The following is an 18,072-nucleotide window of genomic DNA, read 5'->3' as shown; positions in this document are numbered from 1 at the left end:
GGGTAAGAAGCAGGGGAGCAGGGAGCAGGGAGCAGGGGGAAGTTATTTGTTTTTTTCCCAATCACCAATCACCAATCACCAATCACCAATTACCTAAAATGGAATGTCGTCTGGATCGGGTTCTGCTTCTGTCATGGGTTGATAGGATGGAGGTTGAGAACTTACAGGTTGATAGACTGGTTCAGGGGTGGTTGGTTGGGGTGTGGGATTTGTAAATGTTGTAGTTGGGGTTTGTGCAGGTCTACTTGGTTGATGATTGACAATTTCTAGGGGACGTTGTGCTGCTGGTTGATTCGTTGGTACACTTTGGCTCATAGCATGAATTCGTTGTACTGTCAACTCAGCACGTTTTTCTTTAAAACCTTCAGGACGCTCAAAGGTATTCATCCCTAAGCGTCCTTCGATGATCACGCGATCGCCTGGATGATAATTTTGATGGATTTCTTTTGCTAAGTTACCCCAACTTACCACTTTCAAAGGATGTGTTGGATCATCTGGGCGCAACCCCGCTACATGAACGATCATTTCTGTTATTTCCAACCCGTCTGGTGTGTGTCGCAGTTGGGGAGCATCATAAATTTCCGCCATTAAAATACAACTGTTCATAGTATTTCCCCCTAATAAATCACTCTTGACAATTTTTAGGAAATTAATTATCCCAATTTAGCTTAACAGTCAAACAGCACATAACAAAAGTCAAGGGAGAACGTTAAACAACCATCAATAGTTGTCCACGCACTCCACCTGACCGGAACGAGCATTTAATTCTGCAATAGTACAAGTATACCATTAAATTGTTAAATCTGAACATGAACAGGAAAAACACCCAAAGCAATTAACCGGGCAGGAAGATACCGTAAAATCGGTAGACGTAATATTAAAGGTGGTTGAAAAGTTTGGTTTTCAGTGAGAATAGGGGCAAATATCCGCTTTTGTATCAACTTCTGAAACGCTTGAATTATCCTTGTAGGTAATTCTCGATGCTGCTGTACTTTTGCTAAATCGCTAATTTCAACATGATGGTTTTTCAGAGGTTTACTCAATATATTTGCGGTAACAACAGCATCCTGAATTGCATAGTTGATACCCACGCCACCCACAGGGGACATGATATGGGCTGCATCACCGATCAGTAACAAACCCGAACGATACCAGCGTTTAACCCGACTGGACTGAACAGAGAGAAAAGCTATTTGTGACCAATCTTGTAAAATTTCTATGCGATTATTTAATTCTGGTACTACCTCAATGAGATAATTTTTTAAAGCTGCTAAACCAGCAGCACGCAACTTTTGATACCCACCTTTGGGGATGACATAACCAAGCTGCCATTCCTCACCCCGATCTAGCATCACCACAATTTTACCAGCACCGAAACGACCCATACCGCCGGCAAATTCTTCTGGTTGACGGGGAAGACGAAACCAAAGGACATCCATAGGTGGGGAAGTTTCTACGGACTCAAAACCGCCTAATTGTCTTAATTTGGAATAACGACCATCCGCACCTACTGTTAGTGTAGCTCGGACCTCATGCCAACCACCTTGACCACGATAACGTACACCTTGAACTACCCCATTTTCCGTAATTAATTCTTGGACATTTGCACCCAGGATTAAGGTAAAATTCGGGTACTGTTCGGCTTCTTGGGTGATAAAGTTCAAAAATCGCACCTGGGGTAGCATGACTATATAAGGATAGCGAGTGTTTAAATGACTAAAATCGGCTAAAGTAACCGTAGCGTCCGCAGTATGTACATTAAGACGGGACATTTTTGTATGGGGTAATTGTAAAATGCGATCGCTCAAATTTAACTCTTCCATGATCTGCATTACCGATGGGTGAATAGTATCACCCCGAAAATCTCGATCAAAATCCTGATGTGCTTCCAACAACACTACTGCAATACCCTGACGGGCTAATAGTAGAGACAATATAACCCCAGCAGGTCCACCACCAACAATACAACAATCCGTATTTTGGATATCTATAATTTCCTGTTCATTGTTCATAAAACCTCCTAAAAACAAAGCAGGAGAATTTCCAGGTTAGTAACTGTAACTTAATTATTACCTACCTAACTTTTGCCATGCTATGCGAATAGCTTTCACCTATCTGTCAGGAGGTTTGTTATATTTTGTCACAGAATTTTAATTTTTATTAAACTATACAAATAGACAAATTTTTTACCCAATAGGGGAAACCACAGCTATAATTTATAACTATATGATACTTGTGCTGGAGTCTTACTGATGATCACTAACTCTACCCTTGATCAAGTCGCCAAAAATTTAGAGACAGATGAAAATTACCTGCGAATTAAAAAATTAATATACTGCGCTTGTAAGCATGATTGGCAGAATGATCAAAATATACTAGAAAGATTTAACTTAACAGAATTAATTCAGGAATTGTGCAGTTTCAATCCCACAGTAGAACATCTGAATTATAGTTTATATCAAATTGTGAATACTCTCAGTAAACCACGTGAATACTCTCTAATCGCCAATTTAATTTTAAATGAAGTCGAAAAATTATATGTAATAAATGAAGAATTAACAGGAATAATATTTAATCAATCTCAACCGCCAACACCATCCAATATCTTAGAGAACTTCAGCAACTATCAAGTCAAAATTGAATACAATAAATTTGATTTACGGCAAAATATTATGCAGTATACCAACCCACTCAGGGCGAAATTAGTTTTATACTTTGCTTTGTATAATAAAAGTCATTTTCTAGAAGAAGACTGGTTAAAACTCAAAGCCGAAGGACTTGATGATTTATTAGAGAAATTATTTGATTCTTGTGCGACTATCACAGAACTTGAATCTAAACTCAATCATGCTGTAATCTCTTTAGGAAACGAGTATGAAGAGACTCAAGCAGCAGGAGCAATTATGCAATTTATGCAGGGTTTTTATAGCGATATTTCCTACAATACGAATCAATATCAACCTGTGCAAAGTTATTCACCTCCAGAAACTATAACCATTGCTAACACTCATCATGATACTGCCCCAACTAATATTGATGAGGATCTCGACTACTTTTATGATGAAAATGACCAAGATAATACCTGTCAACTGATATCTCCTCCTAATATGAATATACACAAAAGAAATTAATCATAATTTTGGATTGAGTATTTTTGATTTAGGAAAAATTTGCCAATAAATATTCTGAAAACTAAAAGCGAAAAATATGGATGCTAATGAACTTCTGAAGCGATATGCAGATGGAGAAACTAAATTTGTGGAAGCCCAACTCAGAGGAGTAAATTTATTTGGTGCAGACTTGATTGGTGTAAACTTAAATAAAGCCAACTTGAGTCATGCTATGCTAGTGTTTACCTATCTGAGTCGGTCAATCTTGGATAAAGCAAACCTCATGTATACAAATCTCAGTGGTGCTAATTTAAATCAGGCAAGATTAGTCAACGCCAACTTACAAAATGCTGATTTACATGGAGCAAGTTTACAAGGTGCTGATTTACAGATAGCCGATTTAACCTTAGCAGATATGCTAGATGCTAACTTAATGAATGCTGATTTGCGGGGAGCTAATCTCAGTGGTGCTAACCTCACAGGTGTGTGTATGCGTGGTGCTAATCTGCGAGAAGAAAAAAGAGGTTATCCTCCTGCTAATCTCCGGGGTACTAACTTACAAAAAGCTGATTTACGGGGTGCTGATTTAACTGGTGCAGACTTAAGTAAAGTGAATTTGAGTGGTGCTAACTTGAGTGAAGCAACATTGCGTGGTGTTAATCTCAGTGGTGCTAACTTGAGTGAAGCAATTTTATATAATGCCTCTTTGAGTGATATTAATTTAAGTGGTGCTAATTTATCCGGCGCTAACTTAATTAATTCTAGACTAGAACGTTCAAATTTAATAGATAGCAACCTTATAGATATTAATTTATCTGGTGCATTGATGGCAGATGCTAAACTAACGAGAGCGAAAATGAATCGAGCTAACCTGAGTTTTGCTAGACTCAGTAGAGCAGATTTAAGTCGTGCTATCCTATGTGAAGCTAACCTTACAGAAACAGATTTAGTTGATGCTTATCTGGCTAAAACAGACTTGAGATGCGCTAATTTAAATAAGGCAAATTTGTTCAAAGCAGAAATGAGTAGCGCCAATTTCATGGGTGCAAATTTACGTGAAGCGGTAATGCCTGATGGCACAGTTCAATATTAGGTGACTGGGGACTGGGGACTGGGTAAAAAATTTTAGATTTTAGATTTTAGATTTTAGATTGGAGTTAACAAAAACAATCCAAAATCCAAAATCCAAAATCCAAAATAAATAACTCCTGACTCCTGACTCCTGCTAGATATTACTCCCCAGTAATAGAAAGTTCACTTACCCAAACTCTAGGACAAACTCCCCCAGGTGTTAATTCAGCTTCTTTCTCCACATAAACAATAGATTTCAGCAACTCCAGAAAATCACCAGCTACCGTTGCTGACTCAATACTAATTTTCTCACCTTTATTCACTAACCAACCATCAAAAGGCAAAGAAAACGAACCTTGTAAAGCCTTAACACCTGCATGAAGAGCTTGTAAATCATCAATTAAAATCACATTTTCCGCTGTTTCTAAACTTAATTCTTTTTCTGGTGTACCTGCGGCAAAAACATGATAAAAATTGGGACCAACACTCACCTTTGCACCAATACTAGCATTACCTGTAGGTTGGGCATTTAACCGTTTTGCAGTTCCCGCACTATGTAAAAAGCTGGTTAAAACACCTTTTTCTATTAACTTTACTTGACGGGTTGGTGTACCTTCACCATCAAAACTTTCCGCACCCACATTAGCAGGATGTAAGGCATCATCATAAACTGAAAGTAAAGGTGAAGCAATTTCTTTACCGATATCTTCAGCTTTGGATAAACTTTGATTATCTAGAATATTTTGGGCATTAAATAAATTAGAAAATGCACCCAATAAACTCAAGAAAGCTTCAGCAGAAAAAACAACTTGGTATTTACCAGTTTTGATTTTTTCATAATGCAAATGACTGATAGTTTTATCTGCGGTTTCTTTAATACAACCAGCAATATCTAAATCAGCTAAATTTTCCTTAACTCGATATGCTCCTGCACTGCGGGGTTTTTTCCCTTCTTCCTCGGTTTTACTATACAGATAAACTGACGCAAAAGAATGAGATTCCTTTCTTAAAGCACCATCACTATTGAGATAAAAACGGTCAATATCTCTTTGTGCTAAACCATTATAAGGCACTCCTGTAATGGCAGGATGAGCAGCTAAAAGTTCTTTTTCTGCTACTAATAATTTTTCAATGAGTTCAGAAACAGGTGCTTGAGGTGCTTTTTCTTTAGGAGTATATTCAATGGGAATTGTTGCTTGTGGACTAAAATCAGGAACGTTTTCTTTCACTCCAAAAAAACTAGCTTCGTAAGCTGTTTGTAAAGCTAATTCTAAGCCTTTGGGGTCTACATCTGTGGTACTGGTGACACCCATTGTATTTTCTTCGTTCCAAACTCGAACTGTAACACCAGAACGGTTGGAAGCTTTCACTTGTTTGGGTTCTCCCTGGTCAACTTGCACGCTGGTATCGTCTACTGTTGAACCGTAAATGTCAAATTTTTTAATGCCTAGTTTTTGGGCGTTTTCTTGGGCGTATTTAGCGATTTCTTGAATGTTAGACATGATGGGATTTTAGATTTTAGATTTTTGAACGCAGATGAACGCAGATAAACGCAGATTATATGGTTTATCTGTTTTCATCTCAATGATTTTGATGTGTTGTATTTGTTGTTTTTATCGTCCACCAACAGTAATGGAATCAACTTTAATGTGAGGTTGTCCTACTGTGGTGTAAATGCTGCCACTAACAGAACCACAAAAACCAGGTGCTAGTTCTAAATCTTTAGAACACATTGAAATTTTGTTCATAATTTCTTTTGCTTCGCCGATGAGGGTAGCACCTTTTAATGGTTTGGTAATTTTGCCGTTTTCTATTAAATAAGCTTCATCAACACTAAAGTTAAATTGACCGGTTGCGCCTACACTTCCGCCTCCCATTTTTTTACAGTAAATACCTTTATCAATGGAAGCAAATAAATCTTCGTTGCTGTATTCGCCGGTATCAATATATGTGTTTCTCATGCGACTTGCAGCAGCAAATGTGTAATTTTGACGGCGACCACTGCCTGTTCTGGGGTGTCCAGTTCTCACTGAACCGGTTCTATCAGCAAGGAAGTTTTTGAGAACACCTTTTTCTATTAATAATGTTCTTTGGGCGGGCATTCCTTCGTCATCCATATCTATTGTACCGAAGGCATTGTCAGAACGTCCTTCATCCCAAGCTGTTAAACTTTCATGGGCAATTTTTTCGCCTTTTTTATCAGCAAATGGTGTGGTTTTGCGTTCAATTTGGGTAGTTTCTAGTAAATGTCCACAAGCTTCATGGAATATTACTCCCCCAAAGTGGTTGGCCATAATAATGGGGTAATTTCCTGATTCTACGTAATCTGCATATAGCATTTTACCCGCTGATTCGGCAATTTGTTCAGCAGCTTGTTGATAATCCCAGGTTTTCAGGAAGTTGGGATCACTGGTGTTTCCGGCACGTTCACCGATGGAAGCACGGTTCGCACCGTCAGCGCAGAGAATATTAAAGCCGACGGACTGGGTGAGGCGAATATCACGGGCAAATGTGCCATCACTGGCAGCAACTAATACTTCTTGCCAGTCACGGAAGTAGGTAGCGCGGCGAGATTGAACGTGGGTAGCTTTTTTGTTGAGTTGGGCTGTACCATCAAGGAGAATTTCTCCCATTTCGCGGATGGAACTACACAAAGGGAGCCAGCCATCTTTACCGCGTTTGGTAGCGTAGTCTCTCAATAATTCTAGGTTGGTTTCGGGGATGAAAGCACTTGGTCCGGGTAGTTGTAATCCCAGGATAGACAAACCTTTTTCTAAGGCTGCTTTTAGTCCAGCAAATGTCAGGTTATTGGTGCTAACGTAACAGTCGGCTTTACCGCGAAATACTCTCACTCCTGCACCACTGGCTAAACTGGGTGAGATGCTGGTAATGGTGTCGTCTTCTGCTAAACAACTAATGTAGTTACGACGTTCTAAGAAAAATTCTACAAAATCTGCACCAGCAGCGCGTCCTAGTCCCAAAAGGGTGGCCAGGGGCGCTTCCCAGGTGTCGTCGAAGCGTTCTGTTGTTGATGAATATTGTAAGCTGGGGAGTTGATTGGAAAGAAGTAGGGTATTTGTAAGCATGAAGGGCCTCGTCTGCTGGCGTTTTGACTGAAAATATCCTGGTGTATTCAGTCTAACAAATCTATTTAAGTCGCTGTGGGCATTTAGGCTGTAGAGGTTTCCTCACTTTATTATCTTGGTTTTTTTATCTCACGCAGAGGCGCAGAGTCGCAGAGAGGTATAAGTAATTTGTATGGGATTTTGGAAAAAAAAGATTTCTATCAATAAGAGTGGGTAGTTTCTCAATATTATTGAGAATGATGTCAATAATTTAACGAGTTTTGGTAATTTCAGCTAGGGGGTTGACAGTTGTTCTGAGTTTTGCTATATTTTTCTTATATCTAGAAATCTATCCGCGCCATATATAACAGGTTTTAGATAACAGGTTTTGAATTGTTTAAGTTTGGATGTCTAGGATTTAAGAATTTGCATCCTGGTATTTTCGATAGTTTGATGAGAATTTGGTAAGATGAAAGGATAAATTAGGATTTTGGTTTTTTGATGGTTTGAGGTTAGAAGCGATGACTCAGGAATTAATAGACCTCAGAAATAGTATTTTACAAGGACGTTATGCAGAAGCTTTGGAAATTGTAGATGAATTGGAAGGAATGAGTAAACAAGCTATTCTGCGAAATATCCAATCTTATGTAAAAATTTTATTGATTCATTTGATTAAAAACCAAGTTGAACAGAGATTAACTGCATCTTGGGTTGCTTCTATTCGTAATGCTATTAGAGAAATTAAAAAGATCAATTTGAAGGATCATAAAAAATCCTATTATATGAATGAAGATGAATGGACTAATTTAATTGAGGAAGAAGTAATTGAGGATGCGATAGTTGACGCTAGTTTTGAGGTAATGAACGGTAAATATAGTCGTTCGCAACTTGCTGGAATTATAGATAAAGATGAGATTTTAGCTATTGCAAATAAATTGTTGTCTTTAACTTATGTTTATTCTGCTAAGGAGTTACCAGCAATTATGGATGATTATATCGCTCAGTTGGTTGGTGGAGATGATTGGCAGTAAAATTGATTAATGATTATATGATAAGGAATAAAAAAATAGGATTTTGTCTGAATCAGGATGTCCAGGATTTAAGGATTTACAGGATGAGATTTTATGTATTGCTTTTGGGGATTTTTTGAATGTGGGTGAAATTTTACGATGTTGAAGGTTGAAGAATTTACTATATATGCGCCCACGGATTTCTACTCATAACATAAGTGTACGGTAAATTTTCTGCCTTGTCAAGTCTTGAAGGAATAAAAAAAATGGGATTTTGTCTGAATCAGGATGTCCAGGATTTAAGGATGTACAGGATTATGATTGATTAATTGGTGATGAGGTTTTTCAATCTGTGAGAAAATGATGATCCTGAAAATTGTCTGAATCAGGATGTCCAGGATTTGAGGATGTACAGGATGAGATTTTATGTAATGTTTTTGGGGATTTTTGAATGTGGTTGAAAATCAAGATGTTGAAGGTTGAAAATTTTACTATATATGCGCCCATAGATTTCCACTCATAACATGAGTGTACAAAAAAAATTGTGCCTTGTCAAGTCTTGAAGGAATAAAAAAAATGGGATTTTGTCTGAATCAGGATGTCCAGGATTTGAGGATGTACAGGATGAGATTTTATGTAATGTTTTTGGGGATTTTTGAATGTGGTTGAAAATCAAGATGTTGAATGTTGAAAAATTTACTATATATGCGCCCACAGATTTCCACTCATAACATGAGTGTACAAAAAAATTTGTGCCTTGTCAAGTCTGAAAACAAAAAAATCACAAAAATCCTGTAAATGGGGATTGTGAGATTTCATGCAGTGGGAAAAAGAGCGATCGCCAAATTATAAATCATCAAAAATCCTGTAAATCCTGAAATCCTGGATATCCTGATTCAGACAATTTGATCACAGTTAGATCAATGCTAAATTTTCAATGATTTTTCTGCTTGGAAATGCAGCAATAATCCATATTCCAAACCTTCAACTACAGCTTGATAAGAAGCTTCTAAAATATTAGCAGAAACTCCGATAGTTGTCCAGCGTTTTTGACCATTTCCCGACTCAACCAAAGCGCGAGTTTTTGCTGATGTTCCTGTATTTCCGTTGAGGATTCTTACCTTATAATCAGTTAATTCAAACTCAGCAATTTGCGGATAAAAATTGATCAAAGCCTTACGCAAAGCTGCATCCAAAGCCGCAACTGGACCATTACCTTCTGCTGCTTCCAGAATATTTTTACCATTGACAGCTACTTTAATTGTAGCTAAAGAATTTGTGCTTTTTTTCCCTTCCACTAAATCACAATTAACATGAAAACCTTGAACTTCAAAAAACTCCTGTCTTAGTCCTAAAGCTGTATACATTAATAAAGCAAAACTAGCTTCCGCAGCTTCAAATTGATAACCTTCACTTTCCAAGTCTTTCATGCGTTGGAGAATGTGTTTAGTTTGGGGATCATTTTTATCTAATTCTATTCCCAAAGTGCGAGCTTTAGCTAAAACATTGCTTAAACCAGACTGTTCAGAAATGACAATGCGACGACGATTTCCTACTTGTTCAGGTGTAATATGTTCATAAGTTAAAGGATTACGTTCCACCGCAGAAACATGAATCCCACCTTTATGAGCAAAAGCTGAACGTCCTACATAGGGTGCATGATCATCAGGTGCGAGATTGACAACTTCACTCACAAAACGACTGGTTTCTGTAAGTTGATGTAGCTGGTGTTCACTGATACAACTATAACCAAGCTTTAGCTGTAAATTAGGAATCAGAGAACACAGGTTAGCATTACCGCAGCGTTCACCATAACCATTTATAGTTCCTTGTACCATTTTTGCACCTGCCATGACTGCTGCTATAGCATTAGCAACCGCCATTTCCGAATCATTATGAGTATGTATTCCTATTTGGGGAATTGGTGATTGGGTAAGAGTTTTTTCTGTATTTCCTATTTCCCTGACGACAACTGAGACAATTTGAGAAACTTCATGGGGTAAAGTTCCGCCATTGGTATCACATAAAACCAACCATTCCGCCCCCGCTTTTGCGGCTGTTGTTAGTGTCTGTAAAGCATAATCAGGATTTTGCTTATAACCATCAAACCAATGTTCAGCATCATAAATTACACGCCGTCCCTGAGAGCGTAAATACTCAATCGTGTCGCGGATCATGGCTAAATTTTCATCCAGACTGGTCTTGAGTCCTTCTGTAACGTGCAAATCCCAAGATTTCCCGAAAATTGTCACCCAGCGCGTACCAGCCGCCAAAATCGCTTGTAACATGGGTTCATTACTAACTTGGGTATGGGGACGACGGGTGGAACAGAAAGGAACTATCTCCGCTTGTTTGAGGGGGTTGTCTTGAAGTTGCCAGAAAAACTGGACATCTTTAGGATTCGCCCCTGGCCAACCACCTTCAATAAATGGTATACCTAGTTGATCTAGTCTGTGGGCAATGCGTAACTTATCTTCTATAGACACTGATAAACCTTCCCGTTGAGTACCATCACGGAGAGTAGTGTCATATAACCAAATTTGAGGAGAGGTAGTTTTGTTCATAAGTTCAGGAGTCAGGAGTCAGGAGTCAGGAGTCAGAAGGCAGGAGGCAGGAGAAATGAAAATTGTAACTTTTGTATTTTCCTATTCCCTATTCCCTATTCCCTGTTCCCTCGTTTAATTTAGTTTGGTAATTTAAATATGCCTAAAGTTCTAGCTCAAGGTAAATTAATTGAGTGTGAAAACAAAGCCAATTTAAGAAAAGTGCTGCTAAAAAATGGTGTTGACTTCCATAACGGTGGTTCTCAGATAATAAACTGTCGGGGTATTGGCAGTTGTGGTACTTGTGCGGTTAAGGTAGAAGGCGAAGTGTCAGCAGCAAATTGGCGTGATCTAACGCGGCGTTAGCGTAGCGTGCGCCTTAGCGCATTCGCTTCCTCCCCATTCTCCTACATCTGATTTGCGTTTAGCTTGTCAAACTCAGGTTTTAGGTGATGTGAAGGTGACAAAATTTGATGGTTTTTGGGGTCAAGGTTCTGAGATAGTTTGGACACCAGAAGGTTAAAAAGGAGACAAAACAAGATGGGTAGATGGACTCCCTTAATTTTAATGGCTGGAGGCGTGGCAATTTTACTAGGTACGTTACTTGGTATTAATTTTCCGATGGGTGGACAACAAACTGCTAATGTTCCCCCAGGAAGAAGAGAGTCTAGTGTTTTGCCAGCTAATATTAATGTTAATAGCACTGCCAGCAGAGATGATTCAACCGCTGGTAACAGAAATAACACTGAAACCAGCAACACTAACACTAACACTAACAGAAATGATTTTTCTGATGATACTCGCCGCACCAGTGTAGCTCAAAGTAATGCCAATACTACGCCTACAGGTTCTGCTGATAGTATACAAGGCTCAAATAATACTGATACTGATACTTCTACTTCTACTTCTGCAACAGATACTAGCTCAAGTTCAGGTACTATCGATCAAGATAAACAACCTATTCGCGCTTTGTGGTAATGGGTAATGGGTAATGGGTTAGAAGTTTTATTTTTCCCCATCACCAATCACCAATCACCAATTACCAATCACCAATTAATAATCCTGATAGGTTATTAGTTATGTACTAATGACTAATAACTATTGACTGATGACTAACGATGTTTTAATTATTGGTGGTGGCATTATCGGGTTGGCTTGCGCTGTTGAGTTAAAGTTGCGGGGTGCAAATGTTACTGTCGTTTGCCGTGATTTTACTGTCGCAGCCAGCCATGCAGCCGCAGGAATGTTAGCGCCTGATGCGGAAAATATCGCCGATGCTGCTATGCTTGAGTTGTGTCGGCGATCGCTCTCTTTATATCCCGATTGGATTAGTAAATTAGAAGAGTTAACAAGTTTAAATACAGGTTATTGGCCTTGTGGTATCCTTGCCCCAGTGTATCAGGAGGCAGGGGAGAAAAAGGAATTTATTCCCAATCACCAATCACCAGCTTACTGGTTGGATAAAGCAGCTATTCACGAATATCAACCGGGTTTAGGTGCTGATGTGGTTGGTGGTTGGTGGTATCCTGAAAATGGCCAGGTTGATAATCAGGCTTTGGTTAAGGTTCTGCGAACTGCGGCTGAGTCTTTGGGTGTAGTATTTAAGGATGGTGTGACGGTTGAGGCGATCGCCCAACAACAAGGGCAAGTTATCGGTATTCAAACTAACATAGGTTTTCTCAAGGCTGACCATTATCTTTTAGCTGCTGGTGCTTGGACTAATCAATTATTACCTTTACCCGTCAGTCCCCGCAAAGGACAAATGTTGCGGTTGCGAGTACCGGAATTTGTACAAGAATTACCTTTAACAAGGGTTTTATTTGGTGAAAATATTTACATTGTCCCCCGTCGTAACCGTTCTATTGTTTTAGGTGCTACCAGTGAAAATGTCGGTTTTACTCCCGATAATACACCAGCAGGAATACAAAGTTTACTTCAAGCTGCAACCCGTCTTTTTCCCCAATTAGCAGATTATCCCATTCAAGAAATGTGGTGGGGTTTTCGTCCTGCTACCTCCGATGAATTACCGATTTTAGGCGAAAGTCATTGTAAAAATTTAACCTTGGCTACTGGTCACTATCGCAATGGAATTTTGCTTGCACCAGTTACAGCAAATTTAATTGCAGATGTGATTTTATCAAAAACAACCGATCCACTTTTAACCCATTTCCATTATTCCCGCTTTCAAAATACACCCGTTCCCACTCAGTCATCTACTACAACATCCATGCTTACCCATCCTGCTAATTTCACTAACGGACATAGTAAAAATTTATCTCTCCAACCTGCGGAGTTTAATTTACAAGATTCAGGTTTAGTTATTGCTGGTAAAACCTTTCAATCTCGCTTGATGACGGGAACAGGAAAGTATCGCAGTATTGAAGAAATGCAGAAAAGTGTCGCCGCTAGTGGTTGTCAAATTGTTACCGTTGCTGTGAGAAGGGTACAAACTAACGCCCCTGGTCATGAAGGTTTGGCAGAAGCTTTAGATTGGGGTAAAATTTGGATGTTGCCTAATACTGCCGGTTGTCAAACTGCCGAGGAAGCGATCCGGGTAGCAAGGTTAGGACGGGAAATGGCGAAATTATTAGGACAGGAAGATAATAACTTTGTCAAGTTAGAAGTTATACCCGACGCTAAATATTTATTACCTGATCCCATTGGCACTTTGCAAGCGGCAGAACAGTTGGTAAAAGAAGGCTTTGCGGTATTGCCTTATATTAATGCTGATCCCATGTTGGCTAAACGGTTAGAAGAATTAGGTTGTGCCACTGTGATGCCTTTAGCTGCGCCTATTGGTTCAGGACAAGGGTTGAAAACTACTGCCAATATTCAGATTATTATTGAAAATGCCAAAGTGCCAGTAGTAGTTGATGCGGGTATTGGTGCGCCTTCAGAAGCTGCACAAGCGATGGAGTTGGGTGCAGATGCGTTGTTAATAAATAGTGCGATCGCCCTAGCTGAAAATGCACCTGCAATGGCTTATGCAATGGGTTTAGCAACCGTAGCCGGTCGCATAGCTTATTTAGCGGGAAGAATGCCAATTAAAAACTATGCTAGTGCGAGTTCACCCTTAACGGGAACTATTACTGGTTAAGTTAGTATTAGACATTTGGCAGTAATAGATGTAGAGACGTTACATAAAACGTCTTTACAAAGGTTTCATATTTTATACCGTTTCTTCATGAGACTGCGCTAAATTTGCAAACCTCTTTCTTTGTGTTCTTTGCGTCCTTTGCGGTTCGTTATATAATTTAGCGCATCTTCATAGAGAATTAGTATTAGCCATTAGTTTCTAATTTCATCCGAACTTGAATCATTCCAGAAGAAAATTTTTCTATACAACTTACCATAACAATATTATAATATTAATTGATTTATTAATATCAATTCCCCTGAAAAAATAGCCAAACAAAAATCAATTATGAAAAATCTCTGGAACGAGCAAGAAGCCGCCCAATATCAAGGAGAATTAGAACTGCGAGTATATACATCTCGTCTCTTAGGAAAAAATCCTGCTTTAGTTTTACATGGAGGAGGAAATACTTCTGTCAAAATCAAAGAAAAAAACCTAGTAGGAGAAATAGAAGAAATTCTTTATGTAAAAGGTAGTGGTTGGGACTTAGCAAGCATCGAAAAAGAAGGTTTTGCTCCCGTGAGAATGTCTCATTTATTAAAATTAGCTAAACTGCCAGCTTTATCTGATCCTCAGATGGTAAATGAGCTAAAAACTCAAATGACAATTGCTACAGCACCTTCTCCTTCAGTGGAAACAATTCTCCATGCTATCTTACCCTACAAATATGTAGATCATACCCATGCAGATGCCATTGTCACTATTACCAATACTCCCAACGGTTGCCAAAGAATCAAAGAAATTTATGGGGATCAAGTTGTCATAATTCCCTATATTATGCCAGGGTTTGATTTAGCCAGAATTTGTGGTGAAAAATTCCCACTAGAAGCAGGAGAAAACACCATCGGCATGGTTTTGATGAATCATGGTATTTTCTCCTTTGGCAACACTGCTCAAGAGTCTTATGAAAGAATGATTTCACTGGTGAGTGAAGCCGAAGAATATTTACAGAAAAATCAAGCTTATGTTCCTGCTCCCAGTGGTATTTTTGCAGAAAAATCTTTAGCTCCTACATTAGCAAAATTACGTCATAAACTATCAACAAAAGCAGGTTTTCCGGTTATTTTATCCAGTCATCGAGAGTCTAAATATATTGCTTTTGCCAGCAGAAAAGATATTGCTGTCATTTCTCAACAAGGTCCAGCTACACCAGATCATGTGATTCGTACTAAACGCTTACCTTTAATTGGTCAAGATATCGAAGCTTATAGTCAAGCTTATCAAGACTATTTTAAAACCTATTCCAGTCCTGAACATACCATATTAGATACCATTCCCAGAGTAATCCTTGATCCAGAATTAGGACTATGTACAATTGGTAAGGATATTAAATCAACAAATATTGTTGCCGACATCTATGATCACACCATTGATATCATAGAAACTGCCACCAATTTAGACCAATATCAAGCTTTATCAGGCAAAGATATTTTTCAAGTAGAATATTGGGATTTAGAGCAAGCAAAATTAAAAAAATCAGGAAAAGAACCCCCCTTTACTGGAGAAATTGCCTTAGTTACAGGAGCAGCTTCTGGAATTGGTAAAGCCTGTGTAGAATCTCTTCTAAAAAGAGGTGCTGCGGTTGTTGGTTTAGATATTAATTCTCAAATTGAAACCCTTTATAAACGTCCTGATTTTTTAGGAATAACCTGTGATGTAACCGATGAAAATGCAATTACTCAAGCCCTAGAAACAGCTATTGGTAAATTTGGCGGTTTAGACATCTTAATTCTGAATGCTGGCATCTTTCCTCGTGGTTGTCATATTAAAGATTTATCAACCCAGGAATGGCGTAAGGTAATGGATATCAATTTGGATGCTAACTTAATTTTAATGCGAGAAAGTCATTACTATTTAAAATTAGCACCTAAAGGCGGTAGAGTAGTCATAATTGGCTCGAAAAATGTCTATGCACCTGGAGTTGGTGCAGCAGCATATTCGGCTTCTAAAGCTGCATTAAATCAATTAACAAGAGTTGCGGCTTTAGAATGGAGTCAAGATAAAATTCGCATTAATTCTGTACATCCAAATGCAGTTTTTGATACGGGAATTTGGACAGAAGAAGTATTAAATTCTCGTGCTGCTGCTTATGGTTTAACGGTAGAAGAATATAAAACTAATAATCTGCTGCAAGTTGAAATCACTAGCCATGACGTAGGCGAATTAGCAGCGGAAATGTGTGGTAATTTATTTATGAAAACAACTGCTGCTAATATTCCCATTGATGGAGGGAATGAAAGAGTGATTTAGTGATTTAGGATTGATATCGGATTACTATAGGAGGAGGAGACAGGAGGTAAAAATGTGGGCTGTATTTGATTTTTGCAGAAAATTATATATTCTAGTTTGTCTCCAAACTTCCAACCTGTCTTCGATCTCCAAATTTGAACTTTACCTGGATATTCACAATTAAATTTTCATGATTTTTACAAATAATTTACAACTGATAATGGAGGAATTATCATGTTAGAAGTTAAGTAAAACCGTAAAAAATCTTACTGGTTATAGTATATCAGAATTTAGATACTACAGTCTAATTATTAGCAAAAGATACGGGCGTATGACAATAAGCCCGCATTCTTTTTTCAGCCAATGGGAGTTTGCATCTATTTTAAATCAAAATGGTGGGTTATTAACCCACTCTACAAAACTACACATTCAATGGTTGTCTAGTATTCACCGGCTGATAATGTCCATTACTTTCCACTGGTACAGGTTTAACCATATCTTTCCCTGTAATTAATCTTGCGCCACGATTGCGGGTAAAATAATTCCAAACCCATTGAATCATGACTACTAATTTGTTATCAAATTCAATCAAGAAATAGATGTGAATAAATAACCAGAAAAACCAAGCTAGGAAACCTTTAAGTTTTATAAACCCTAAGTCCACAACGGCGGCGTGTTGCCCAATCATTGCTAAACTGCCTCTATCCACATAGTTAAATTGGGGTAGGGTTTCACCTTTGATGCGTTTTTGTATGAGCTTGGCTACATATTCCCCTTCTTGCATGGCTACTGGCGCAACTCCAGGTAAGGGTTTTCCGTTTTGATGGGCAAAATGGGCTAAGTCTCCCACTACAAAAATATTAGGGTGTCCTTTAATACTGAGGTCTGGTTCAACTATCACACGCCCAGCGCGATCGCATTCTGCCCCAGTCTTGTCCATTAACACTTTACCCATTGCTGAGGCTTTGACACCAGCCGCCCACAATACGGTTTTGGAAGCAATAGTTTTTACTTCGTCACCTTGCTTAATCGTAACAATATCATTTTCAATATTAGTTACCAGGGTTTTGGTTTGCACATCTACACCCAAAGCCTCTAAAGATGCTTGCGCTTCTTGGGATAATTCTGGTGCGAAGGGAGGGAGAACTCTGTCTAAACCTTCTAGCAATAAAACCTTAGTTTCTGAGGTGTCGATGTTGCGGAAGTCTTCTTTGAGGGTTTGGGTTGCTAATTCGGCGATCGCCCCCGCTAATTCTACCCCAGTTGGACCACCACCCACAATTACAAAAGTTAACAAAGCCCGACGTTTAGCAGGATCAGTTTCTTTTTCCGCCGCTTCAAACGCCATAAAAATTCGCCGACGCATTTCAATAGCATCTTCTACAGTCTTCAAACCCGGTGCAAACTCTTCCCAGTTATCCTTACCAAAATAAGAGTGCTTCGCGCCAGTAGCGACAATCAAAGTATCATAAGGCACGGCTTCACCACTTACCATCACCTGTTGTTCTGTGGTGTCAATATCATTCACTTCACCAAGCAAAACAGTAGTATTTTTGCTTTTGCTGAGAACAGAACGCAAGGGAGAAGAAATATCTGCTGGAGACAAAGCACCAGTAGCTACTTGGTACAACAAAGGTTGAAACAGGTGAAAATTCCGTTTATCTATCAGCGTCACGTTGACGTTAGCTTTAGCTAGTGCTTTAGCCGCATATAGTCCACCAAAGCCACCACCAACGATCACTACCTGATGAGGTGGTTTTCTGTCATGTAAATCAACCATAAGAATTGTTTCCTTGTATTACTGATGCTGTAACTATTCTTAACATTTTTGTATCAAAGTTGTCACAAATTTTTCTGTCTATTTGGAACTTCTGATAAAAAATGGAAAGTATCGCAGGGGACAGGGTG

Annotated in this window: 12 protein-coding genes and 1 pseudogene; 7 read left to right on the top strand and 6 right to left on the bottom strand. The window is 38.8% G+C overall.

All coding sequences use genetic code 11. The features are described from left to right. Window positions 1-93: 93 nt before the first annotated feature. Both IQ237_RS24640 and IQ237_RS24635 read right to left on the bottom strand, forming a co-directional pair. On the bottom strand, window positions 94-606 hold the full coding sequence (locus IQ237_RS24640) for a single-stranded DNA-binding protein (RefSeq protein WP_194059866.1): 513 nt from the start codon (window positions 604-606) through the stop codon (window positions 94-96). A gap of 191 nt (window positions 607-797) precedes the next feature. After that, complete coding sequence (locus IQ237_RS24635) at window positions 798-2,012, bottom strand: FAD-dependent oxidoreductase (protein ID WP_194059864.1); 1,215 nt, start codon at window positions 2,010-2,012, stop codon at window positions 798-800. Between the two features lie 240 nt (window positions 2,013-2,252). Between IQ237_RS24635 and IQ237_RS24630 the strand changes: the two genes are divergently transcribed. After that, window positions 2,253-3,131, top strand: a complete 879-nt coding sequence (locus tag IQ237_RS24630; protein WP_194059862.1) for a hypothetical protein — start codon at window positions 2,253-2,255, stop codon at window positions 3,129-3,131. A 76-nt stretch (window positions 3,132-3,207) separates the two neighbouring features. Beyond that, window positions 3,208-4,203 carry a pentapeptide repeat-containing protein gene (locus tag IQ237_RS24625; RefSeq protein ID WP_194059860.1) on the top strand — a complete coding sequence of 332 codons (996 nt, stop codon included), beginning with the start codon at window positions 3,208-3,210 and terminating at the stop codon, window positions 4,201-4,203. Window positions 4,204-4,342: 139 nt separating this feature from the next. Here IQ237_RS24625 and IQ237_RS24620 read toward each other — a convergent pair whose 3' ends face one another. Continuing rightward, window positions 4,343-5,683, bottom strand: a complete 1,341-nt coding sequence (locus IQ237_RS24620) for a TldD/PmbA family protein (protein WP_194059858.1) — start codon at window positions 5,681-5,683, stop codon at window positions 4,343-4,345. Between the two features lie 111 nt (window positions 5,684-5,794). Further along, the gene (locus IQ237_RS24615; RefSeq protein WP_194059856.1) at window positions 5,795-7,267 is read right to left on the bottom strand and encodes a TldD/PmbA family protein; all 1,473 of its coding nucleotides are present in this window, start codon (window positions 7,265-7,267) and stop codon (window positions 5,795-5,797) included. Between the two features lie 500 nt (window positions 7,268-7,767). On the opposite strand from IQ237_RS24615, the gene IQ237_RS24610 reads away from it, so the two are divergent. After that, window positions 7,768-8,277 (top strand): DUF29 family protein, encoded by a 510-nt coding sequence (locus IQ237_RS24610; RefSeq protein ID WP_194059854.1) that lies wholly within the window; start codon window positions 7,768-7,770, stop codon window positions 8,275-8,277. Window positions 8,278-9,182: 905 nt separating this feature from the next. Here IQ237_RS24610 and cimA read toward each other — a convergent pair. Next, the gene (cimA, locus tag IQ237_RS24605) at window positions 9,183-10,820 is read right to left on the bottom strand and encodes a citramalate synthase (RefSeq protein ID WP_194059852.1); all 1,638 of its coding nucleotides are present in this window, start codon (window positions 10,818-10,820) and stop codon (window positions 9,183-9,185) included. 138 nt (window positions 10,821-10,958) lie between these two features. Here cimA and IQ237_RS24600 point away from each other — a divergent pair. From IQ237_RS24600 to IQ237_RS24585, 4 genes and pseudogenes are all read left to right on the top strand, one after another. After that, a pseudogene (locus IQ237_RS24600) lies at window positions 10,959-11,322 on the top strand (2Fe-2S iron-sulfur cluster-binding protein). A 17-nt stretch (window positions 11,323-11,339) separates the two neighbouring features. After that, on the top strand, window positions 11,340-11,777 hold the full coding sequence (locus IQ237_RS24595; RefSeq protein ID WP_194059850.1) for a hypothetical protein: 438 nt from the start codon (window positions 11,340-11,342) through the stop codon (window positions 11,775-11,777). A 130-nt stretch (window positions 11,778-11,907) separates the two neighbouring features. Beyond that, entirely contained in the window at window positions 11,908-13,896 is a 1,989-nt protein-coding gene (thiO, locus tag IQ237_RS26775) for a glycine oxidase ThiO (protein ID WP_194059848.1), read from the top strand. Window positions 13,897-14,223: 327 nt separating this feature from the next. Continuing rightward, the gene (locus IQ237_RS24585; protein WP_194059846.1) at window positions 14,224-16,185 is read left to right on the top strand and encodes a bifunctional aldolase/short-chain dehydrogenase; all 1,962 of its coding nucleotides are present in this window, start codon (window positions 14,224-14,226) and stop codon (window positions 16,183-16,185) included. Window positions 16,186-16,585: 400 nt separating this feature from the next. Here the strand turns inward: IQ237_RS24585 and IQ237_RS24580 are convergent, their stop codons facing one another. Further along, window positions 16,586-17,944: an NAD(P)/FAD-dependent oxidoreductase gene (locus tag IQ237_RS24580; RefSeq protein WP_194059844.1), complete on the bottom strand. Its 1,359-nt coding sequence runs from the start codon at window positions 17,942-17,944 to the stop codon at window positions 16,586-16,588. Window positions 17,945-18,072 lie beyond the last annotated feature (128 nt).

Source organism: Sphaerospermopsis sp. LEGE 08334, from assembly GCF_015207205.1.
Lineage (GTDB): Bacteria > Cyanobacteriota > Cyanobacteriia > Cyanobacteriales > Nostocaceae > Sphaerospermopsis.
The sequence above is the reverse complement of the archived record's forward strand: the minus strand, read 5'-3'. Positions and strand labels throughout refer to the sequence as shown.

What these genes read in the sequence shown, in the direction of transcription:
- IQ237_RS24640 (WP_194059866.1), bottom strand. Translation starts at nt 606, where the DNA reads ATGAACAGTTGTATTTTAATGGCGGAAATTTATGATGCTCCCCAACTG.
- IQ237_RS24635 (WP_194059864.1), bottom strand. Translation starts at nt 2,012, where the DNA reads ATGAACAATGAACAGGAAATTATAGATATCCAAAATACGGATTGTTGT.
- IQ237_RS24630 (WP_194059862.1), top strand. Translation starts at nt 2,253, where the DNA reads ATGATCACTAACTCTACCCTTGATCAAGTCGCCAAAAATTTAGAGACA.
- IQ237_RS24625 (WP_194059860.1), top strand. Translation starts at nt 3,208, where the DNA reads ATGGATGCTAATGAACTTCTGAAGCGATATGCAGATGGAGAAACTAAA.
- IQ237_RS24620 (WP_194059858.1), bottom strand. Translation starts at nt 5,683, where the DNA reads ATGTCTAACATTCAAGAAATCGCTAAATACGCCCAAGAAAACGCCCAA.
- IQ237_RS24615 (WP_194059856.1), bottom strand. Translation starts at nt 7,267, where the DNA reads ATGCTTACAAATACCCTACTTCTTTCCAATCAACTCCCCAGCTTACAA.
- IQ237_RS24610 (WP_194059854.1), top strand. Translation starts at nt 7,768, where the DNA reads ATGACTCAGGAATTAATAGACCTCAGAAATAGTATTTTACAAGGACGT.
- cimA (WP_194059852.1), bottom strand. Translation starts at nt 10,820, where the DNA reads ATGAACAAAACTACCTCTCCTCAAATTTGGTTATATGACACTACTCTC.
- IQ237_RS24595 (WP_194059850.1), top strand. Translation starts at nt 11,340, where the DNA reads ATGGGTAGATGGACTCCCTTAATTTTAATGGCTGGAGGCGTGGCAATT.
- thiO (WP_194059848.1), top strand. Translation starts at nt 11,908, where the DNA reads ATGACTAACGATGTTTTAATTATTGGTGGTGGCATTATCGGGTTGGCT.
- IQ237_RS24585 (WP_194059846.1), top strand. Translation starts at nt 14,224, where the DNA reads ATGAAAAATCTCTGGAACGAGCAAGAAGCCGCCCAATATCAAGGAGAA.
- IQ237_RS24580 (WP_194059844.1), bottom strand. Translation starts at nt 17,944, where the DNA reads ATGGTTGATTTACATGACAGAAAACCACCTCATCAGGTAGTGATCGTT.